The sequence below is a fragment of the Nocardia wallacei genome (genome assembly GCF_029868745.1).
In the GTDB taxonomy this organism is placed as follows: Bacteria; Actinomycetota; Actinomycetes; order Mycobacteriales; family Mycobacteriaceae; genus Nocardia; species Nocardia wallacei_B.
Map to the genome: position 1 here is coordinate 1 of NZ_JARWOP010000220.1, position 5,861 is coordinate 5,861.

At 68.5% G+C, this 5,861-nt stretch carries 4 protein-coding genes; 2 read left to right on the forward strand and 2 right to left on the reverse strand.

Annotated elements, in window-relative coordinates; all coding sequences use genetic code 11:
* Positions 1-431 precede the first annotated feature (431 nt).
* Together QH470_RS18490 and QH470_RS18495 are read right to left on the reverse strand one after the other, a co-directional pair.
* Positions 432-1,811, reverse strand: a complete 1,380-nt coding sequence (locus QH470_RS18490; RefSeq protein WP_280273635.1) for a DUF7159 family protein — start codon at positions 1,809-1,811, stop codon at positions 432-434.
* Positions 1,812-2,002: 191 nt separating this feature from the next.
* Positions 2,003-3,325, reverse strand: a complete 1,323-nt coding sequence (locus QH470_RS18495; RefSeq protein WP_280273636.1) for a UDP-glucose dehydrogenase family protein — start codon at positions 3,323-3,325, stop codon at positions 2,003-2,005.
* 127 nt (positions 3,326-3,452) lie between these two features.
* Between QH470_RS18495 and QH470_RS18500 the strand changes: the two genes are divergently transcribed.
* Together QH470_RS18500 and QH470_RS18505 are read left to right on the forward strand one after the other, a co-directional pair.
* Positions 3,453-3,980, forward strand: a complete 528-nt coding sequence (locus tag QH470_RS18500) for a YdcF family protein (RefSeq protein WP_280273637.1) — start codon at positions 3,453-3,455, stop codon at positions 3,978-3,980.
* 131 nt (positions 3,981-4,111) lie between these two features.
* Positions 4,112-5,755: a purine-cytosine permease family protein gene (locus QH470_RS18505; protein ID WP_280273638.1), complete on the forward strand. Its 1,644-nt coding sequence runs from the start codon at positions 4,112-4,114 to the stop codon at positions 5,753-5,755.
* Positions 5,756-5,861 lie beyond the last annotated feature (106 nt).

Here is a 5,861-nt window from a genome sequence, read left to right on the forward strand (position 1 = left end):
ACCGGGCTACTCTCCGTCTGCACCGGGCTACTCTCCCTCTGCACCGGGCTACTCCGCCTCCGAGCCTGGCTACTCCCCCTCAGACCCCGGCTACTCCCCCTCCGAACCCGACTACACCCCGTCTAACCCGGGCTACTCCGCCACAGAACCTGGCTACCCCCTGTCTGAACCGGGCTACTCCCCGGCCGAACCCGACTACTCCCCGCCGGATTCCGGCTACTCCTCCCCCTCCGAATCCGGTTATGCCGCCGAGCCCGGTTATGCACCGCGGCATGCTGAATCGGGCGCTGCCGAGCACGACTGGTTCACGCCGCGCACCGACGACGATCACCCGGGCGAGCCCCGCAGGACCGGAAACGACGAGGACGATTACGGGCGCCGGTGGCCACGCCAGGGCGGGCCGGACGGCTACTGAGGCAACGGGTTTCGGCTCAGCGGCGCTGGGGCGGCGCGCCGGGGGGCGGGAACTGTGGGAGCAGGGGCGGGAGCGTGGGGACGACGATCGGCGGTAGGCCCGGGACGACGATGGTGTTCGGGCCGGGCGGGGGCGCTTCCGCCTCCGTCGTGGGCGCCGATCGCTGCGGTGGCGGCGGCGCGGCGACCGAGGCGTTGGTGGTATCGGTCGGCGACGGCGTGTTCGAGGGTTCGCGCGCCGCGGAGTTCGGTGCGGTGGTCGGGGCCGAGCTGGGCGCCGAATTGCTGTGCGAATCGCCTTGCAGCACTTGCGGACCCCAGCCGAGGCCCAGGCCCACGGCGGCCACCACCACCAGCGCGCCCACCGCGACCCCGGCGACGCTCAGCTCACGCCGCCGCCCGAATGCCAGGTCCCGCATCGGGCCGTGCGCCGGATCGCGGTCCGCGGTGCGCCGCCGACGGCGTGCGGGCGCGTTCTCGGCCAGCCATACCGGGGTCAACTGCTCGGTCTCGGGGTCGATGATCGCGGATCGGGCGATCGGATGCGACGGCCGCGCCAGCAGCGCCGCACCGCGCGCCACCACCGTCTCCGGCTGTTGGGGCACCCGCACCGGCATCCCCAGCCAGCGCTCCAGTACCCGTGGCACCAGCGGGATCCGGGCACAGCCGCCGATGACGACGACCGCCTGCACCGCCTGCTCGGAGCGCATGATCACATCGCGGGTCATCCGCGCCGACGACTCGACGGCCAGCATGATCAGCGCCTCGAAGTTCTCCTGCGACAGCAGCACCAGGCCGTGCTCGGACGGCAACGCGATGGCGGTCGTCACCGACAGCTGCTCTTTCGCCCTGCGGCACAGCGTGTCCAGTTCGGCCAGGCCGTCGGGGTCCGGCGGGTGGGCGATGCGCCCGGAGGCGATCTGCTGCTCGCGAATCAGCGAGTCCAGGTAGTCGCCGCTGATGTCGCTGGTGCGTTCGCTGTAGTGGACCTGGCCTTCGGCGACGTCGACGACGCTCACCGACAGCCCCGAGCTGCCCAGGTCGTACAGGGCGATGGTGCGCAGGCCGGACAGCTCGCCGGTGGCCCGCAGGAACTCCACGGCCGCCACGACTTCCGGCACCAGTTCGTAGTTGGTGAGCTGGCGGCGGGCCAGTGCGCCCCGGACCGAGCGCGCATGCTGTTCGGAGCGATAGGCCACCGCCGTGGCGGACTCCGGTCCACCGGCGAGCGCGCCGGCGACCGCTTCGGCGGCGACATCCTCCACGCGCCGCTCGCCCACCAGCGCGGTGTGCAGGTCGAAACGGTCCGGGTCGAGATGCTCGGCGGTGTTCCCGGCGTGCAGGCGTGCGACGCGAACGGCGTCGGCCCCCACCGAGACTCCCAGTACCGAACTCATCTGCTGCCCATCTCGTTCCACTCCACGATGTGCGTGAAGCCGCCGCCTCTGCTCTTCGAAACACGGATGGCCGGCGCCGATTCAGACTCAGTATATTGCGGCGTTCACGGGCCCCGACGCGATACGCGAACCGCCTCCTCCGGATCCGTCGTGCACGCCGCGGGGTGTGGTCACTTTACCTGCTCGACACACTACGAGGTGCCGAGCCCCGCGTATACCCATCCGGCGTCTCGCCAGGTGGCGCGTTCGAGACAGTTCCGGCCGTCGATGATGGACCGGGTACGCACCACGGCATCCAGATCCCGCGGCCGCAGCGCCGTGAACTCGGACCATTCGGTGAGCACCAGCACCACGTCGGCACGGTCGCACGCCTCGGTGACGGAGGTGGCGTAGTTCAGCGTCGGAAAAACCTTGCGCGAATTCTCCAGGGCCTTCGGGTCGTACACCGTGACCACGGCGCCGTGCAGCTGGATCATCCCGGCGACATTGAGCGCCGGCGAATCGCGCACATCGTCGGATTCGGGTTTGAAGGCCGCGCCGAGCACCGCCACGTTGGCGCCGAGCAACGACCCGCCACACGCCTTGGCGGCCATGTCCACCACCTTGGCGCGGCGACGCATGTTGATGTTGTCGACCTCGCGCAGGAACGCCAGCGCGTGATCCGCGCCCAGCTCACCGGCGCGGGCCATGAAGGCGCGAATGTCCTTGGGCAAGCAGCCGCCGCCGAAGCCGAGGCCCGCGTTGAGGAACCGGCGGCCGATGCGGGCGTCGTAGCCGAGGGCGTCGGCCAGCACGGTCACGTCCGCGCCGGTGGCCTCGCAGACCTCGGAGACGGCGTTGATGAACGAGATCTTCGTGGCCAGGAAGGCGTTGGCGGAGACCTTCACCAGTTCGGCGGTGGCCAGGTCGGTCAGCAGGAACGGGACCTGCGCGGTGATCAGGTCGGCATAGATCTCACGCACGAGTTCTTCGACCCAGCCGGCATTCTCGCGTTCCCGGTCGACGCCCAGCACCAACCGGTCCGGCCGCACGGTGTCCTGTACAGCGAAGCCCTCGCGCAGGAATTCCGGATTCCACGCCACCTCGACGTCCACGCTCGCCGCGGCCCGCGCGCGGCGACCGAGTTCGACCGCGGTGCCGACCGGCACGGTGGACTTCCCGATGATCACCGCCGGGCGCTGCAGCAGCGGCGCCAGCGAATCCACCACGGCGTGCACGTATTTGAGGTCGGCGGCGTATTCGCCCTTCTTCTGCGGCGTGCCCACGCCCAGGAAGTGCGCGTCGGCGTGCGCGGCCGCCTCCTCGTAGGAGGTGGTGAACCGCAGCCGCCCGGCGTCCAGGTTGCGCCGCAGCACATCCTCGAGTCCGGGCTCGTAGAACGGCACCACCCCGTCGGACAGCTTCGCGACCTTGCCGGGGTCGATGTCGACCCCCACCACTTCGTGTCCGAGCTCTGCCATGCACGCGGCATGGGTGGCTCCCAGATATCCAGTCCCGAAAACCGTGAGACGCATGATCGATTGGTAAGCGCCGGCGGTGGCCGCACCGCGTCATCGAGGCGAGTCTCCGCACAACAACTGATGTACATGCGGAAACCGCCAGGTCGTGAGGGTCGGCCCGCGGGTCGATAGCATCGGCTGGGTGCGCAGGCGGTGGGGTCTCGTGGCCGGGGTCGCGGTGGTCGTCGCCGCGGTGGCGGCGCTGTGGCCGGTCTATGTGCGCCCGCAGGTGGACCGTCCCGCGCGGGCCGACGCGATCATGGTGCTGGGCGGCGCCCACGACGGCCGCGAGGAACTCGGACTGCGGCTGGCGCGGGACGGCTACGCGCCCGTGGTGGTGTTCTCCGACCCCTACGAGCACAGCCCGCGCATGAACCGGATCTGCCACGGCGGATACAGCTTCCGGGTGGAGTGCTTCGATCCGGAGCCGCGAACCACCCGCGGTGAGGGGCGGGAGCTGGCCGCGCGGGCGCGAGCAGGCGGCTGGCAACGCGTGATCGTGGTGACCTTCACGCCGCACGTGTCCCGTGCGCGCTATGTCCTCGGAAAGTGCTGGGACGGAGAGATTCTCATGGTCGACGCGCGACCGCGGGTATCGATCGGGCGGTGGGCGTACAACTACCTGTACCAGTCGGCGGGGTACGTCAAGGCCCTGGCCGAGGATTGCTAGCCAGTAGCGCCGTTCTCATCCCATGATGTGACGTAACGGGTCTGTAACGGCCCGGCAAAGCCGACTCTACATTCACCCAGGACCCTCACTTTCCGAGCCTGCTCGTTTTTGGGCCGGATTGAGGAGTATCTGTGGTCGACGTAGACAAGCGCCCGGCGAATTCGGTCGCGGCGACGAAGGAAACGCTGGAGGATTACACGCTGCGGTTCGCGCCGCGCAGCTATCGCAAATGGAGTCCGGCGGTGGTCGGCGTCTCGGCGCTCGGCGGCATCGCCTACCTGGCCGACTTCTCCATCGGCGCCAACGTGGGCATCGCCAACGGCACCGGCAACGCGCTGCTGGGCATCGGCATCTTCGCCGTCGTCATCATGCTCACCGGGTTTCCGCTGGCCTATTACGCCGCGCGCTACAACATCGACCTGGATCTGATCACCCGCGGCAGCGGTTTCGGTTACTACGGGTCGGTCGTCACCAATCTGGTGTTCGCGTCGTTCACCTTCATCTTCTTCGCCACCGAGGGCTCGATCATGGCGCAGGGCCTGGAATTGGGCCTGCACATTCCGCTGTGGCTCGGCTATCTGGTATCGACGCTGATCATCTTCCCGCTGGTCATCTACGGCATGAACACGCTGGCCAAATTGCAGGTGTGGACGACGCCGCTGTGGTTGCTGCTGATGGTGCTGCCGTTCCTGTTCCTGGTGGTGCGGCACCCGGATTCGATCGGCACGTTCTTCGCCTACGGCGGCAAGGACGGCAGCGGGGTGAGCCTCACCGGCGCGCTGCTGGCCGCGGGCGTGTGCCTGTCGCTGATCGCCCAGATCGCCGAGCAGATCGACTATCTGCGCTTCATGCCGCCGAAAACGCCGGAGAACTCCCGTAAATGGTGGAGCTGGATGCTGCTGGCCGGACCCGGCTGGGTGATCTTCGGTGCGATCAAGCAGGTGGTGGGTCTGTTCCTGGCGGTGTATCTGATCGCGAGCCTGCCCGGCGCGCAGGACATCGCGAATCAGCCGGTGCACCAGTTCCTGGAGATCTATCGCGATATGGTGCCGTCCTGGCTGGCGATGACGCTGGCGGTGGTGCTGGTGGTCATCAGTCAGATCAAAATCAATGTGACCAACGCGTATTCGGGCTCGCTGGCGTGGACCAATTCGTTCACGCGCGTCACCAAGACCTATCCGGGCCGGCTGGTGTTCCTCGGCCTGAATCTGGTGATCGCGCTGGTCCTGATGGAAGCCAACATGTTCGAGTTCCTCAACGACATCCTCGGCTTCTACGCCAACTGCGGTATCGCCTGGATCGTCACCGTGGCAACGGATATCGCGGTCAACAAGTATCTGCTGAAGATCTCGCCGAAGCAGCCGGAGTTCCGCCGCGGCATGCTCTACGACTTCAACCCGGTCGGCCTGGTCGGCTTCGGATTGTCGGCGGTGCTGTCGATCGCGACCTTCTTCGGGGTATTCGGCGCGACGCTGAAGCCGTATTCGCCGATCGTGGCGGTGGTGATCGCGTTCGTCGCCACACCGCTCACCGCCCTCGCCACGAAGGGCAAGTACTACCTGCGCCGCACCGACGACGGCATCGAACTGCCGATGTTCGACGAGCACGGCAACCCCTCCGGGGAGACCCTGCCCTGCGCGGTCACCGGCCTGGAGTTCGAGCGTCCCGACATGATCGCCTCGGCGGTCCCGGGGCCCGAGGGCGAGATCCAGTACATCAGCTCGCTGGCTCTGTCCACGGACAAGTCCGGCACGCACGTCCTGCCGGAGCGGTAGTGCGCTCGGCGCCCGCCAGCAGGGGGGTCGGGGGGCCGGGGCCGGACCCCTTGGGGGGGGGTTGGTTAGGGTTGCGGCGGGGGGGGGCGGGCCGCGGGGGGCCGGG

Excerpts from the sequence above, each read along its gene's own strand:
- QH470_RS18490 (WP_280273635.1), bottom strand. The coding sequence starts at position 1,811 with ATGAGTTCGGTACTGGGAGTCTCGGTGGGGGCCGACGCCGTTCGCGTC.
- QH470_RS18495 (WP_280273636.1), bottom strand. The coding sequence starts at position 3,325 with ATGCGTCTCACGGTTTTCGGGACTGGATATCTGGGAGCCACCCATGCC.